General features: G+C 35.0%; 1 protein-coding gene, 1 pseudogene and 1 other annotated feature. Of the genes and pseudogenes, one reads left to right on the forward strand and one right to left on the reverse strand.

Annotated elements, in window-relative coordinates; translation table 11 throughout:
• Window positions 1–377 precede the first annotated feature (377 nt).
• Window positions 378–878 (forward strand): YqhA family protein, encoded by a 501-nt coding sequence (locus L6C30_RS14455; protein WP_019838469.1) that lies wholly within the window; start codon window positions 378–380, stop codon window positions 876–878.
• A 222-nt stretch (window positions 879–1,100) separates the two neighbouring features.
• Here L6C30_RS14455 and L6C30_RS14460 read toward each other — a convergent pair.
• Window positions 1,101–2,154: pseudogene (locus L6C30_RS14460) on the reverse strand (IS3 family transposase); the annotation flags it as partial.
• Window positions 1,943–2,059 (reverse strand) — a sequence feature (AL1L pseudoknot). (Overlaps the previous pseudogene by 117 nt.)
• Window positions 2,155–2,265: the final 111 nt, after the last annotated feature.

Below are 2,265 nucleotides of genomic sequence, written 5' to 3' on the forward strand. Positions count from 1 at the left end.
GGTTGTGGCATTACAACCATGAAAGACCACACCAAGCAAACAAAGGAAGGCCACCTCTAATGGCTGCTTAACCTCTACTTTTAACTTCGGTTATTTATGGGAGGATTACCGGGGAATGCCTATTGCAGAATTAAGGCATTTAACAGGAAGAATTGGGGAACTTTATGTAGCTATGATGACCTTAGGACAATTAGCTGATTCAGTTAATCAGAGAGGTTATGATGTAGTTTCCAGTACTGGACGGCTTTGTTGCACAAAGATATCATAACTATATGATTTTAAAAGTTTTGATTATTTTTTGATCCAAAATTAAATTTATTTAAATCAGATGCTTACATATTTATGCAACAAAGCCTCATTTTAAGGGATGTTATCAAGTGCTACAAAATTTTTTTGAAAAGAGTAGATTTTTAGTTATTATAGTTATTATAAATTGCATACTATCTTCTATTTTTTTATATTTATCAACTATATATCTTCTAATTGATGCAATAACTTTTATTATAAAAAATATATATGCAACTAATTTTGAAGTAAAAATAGTTGTTGTTAAATTTTTAAAAATCCTCGATGTCTCGTTAATTGCTATTACATTTCATTTAATTTCAGCAGGTTTTTATAAATTATTTATTCGACAAGCTATTTTTGACAATAGTTCTTTTCTTAAGACACTATCAATTAATAAGTTTCATGATCTAAAACTTATTATATTACATGTATCTATTATAGTTATAGTCATCTTGTTTTTAGAAGATCTTGTTGCTTTTGGTGGAACTTTAGCCAACTTATATGCTGGTATTTCTTCTAGCCTAGTCATATTAGCAATAATTTTTACTTGTAAGCTATTCGATAATGATCATCACAAAGACGATGAATAACTTAAATCGCAAGGACTCATTTATAATTACTCTTTTATTTGAGCATTTAATTGAAGTTAAGATTAGAGATCGTCATGTATTGAGAAAAAATGTCTGATTCAAACTTCACTAAACTCAAAATTGCGTCAAAGATTGCAGCTTCAAATAGAAATACTGTACTCTTTCTTTAATCAAAAAATCTCCGTGAACCGTACCGGGTTTGTCGGAGACTTTTTATTTAAGTTAGGCCACCAGACCTAACGGATTAATTTTATCATAGTACATTGCTTCAAAATCAAAAGGTGGCACATAACCTAGTGCACTATGTACACGCTCTTTATTGAACCAATCTACCCAATTTAATGTCGCAAGTTGTACATCCGCTAAACCTTGCCAATCTGCTTTTAAATATTCAATCACCTCTGTTTTGTATAAGCCATTCACTGTTTCAGCCAAAGCATTATCGTATGAATCACCGGTCGTACCGACTGATGCTCGTAAATTTGCTGCTTCTAAACGATTGGTATAGCGAATGGAAAGATATTGAATCCCTCTGTCACTATGGTGAATCACATTCTTTGGCATGTCTCGAGCATGTAACGCTTGCTCAAGTGCATCGAGCACCATATCTGTATTCATCCGTGTCGATACTTTCCATCCAACAATTGCTCGTGAGAAGACATCAATAATAAATGCAGTATAAACCCAGCCTGAATTTGTTTGAATATACGTGAAGTCAGCGACCTGAGAAGCATTGCTTCGCAAGGGTCAGGATGATCAGCACTAAAATTGCGTTTCACCAAGTCATCTGCTCGTTTTTGATCCTCTCGGCTACGGGTAGTTTGTTTATTCTTACCACGCCAAACACCTTGTATACCTAGTTTTTGCATCAATCGAGCAACTGTACAGCGAGCAATAACATAGCCTTCACGTTTCAATTTTTGCCAAACTTTACGCACACCATATCGACCTGAACTTTCCTTCCAAATTCGATTAATTTGTTCAGCATGATGCAAGTCATGTAGATCTCGCTTTGCTCGATGTTCTGGGTTTTCAACGAAATCTAGTGTTCGATAATAGGTAGAAGCCGCGATCGGTAAAATCCTGCAAATCGCCTCAACACCATATAACGCCTTATTGTTATGGATGAAATCTACCATTATTTGTGTGGGCGGTCGAGCTCCGCCTGGGCGAAAAAAGCGGCTGCTTTACGTAGAATTTCGTTAGCACGTTGCAGTTCTTTATTTTCACGTTCGAGTTGTTTAATACGTTCTTGATCTGAAAGTTGCTGTACTTTGGTAATCCCCCCTAAAAATAATAGGATCTAAAAGTAGAATTTTCTCTTAAGATACGAGCAGGAGATTCTGCATGAAAACATCTAAATTTACTGACAGTCAGATCATGTCCA

Source organism: Acinetobacter sp. KAM396 (assembly GCF_021602765.1).
In the GTDB taxonomy this organism is placed as follows: domain Bacteria; phylum Pseudomonadota; class Gammaproteobacteria; order Pseudomonadales; family Moraxellaceae; genus Acinetobacter; species Acinetobacter towneri_A.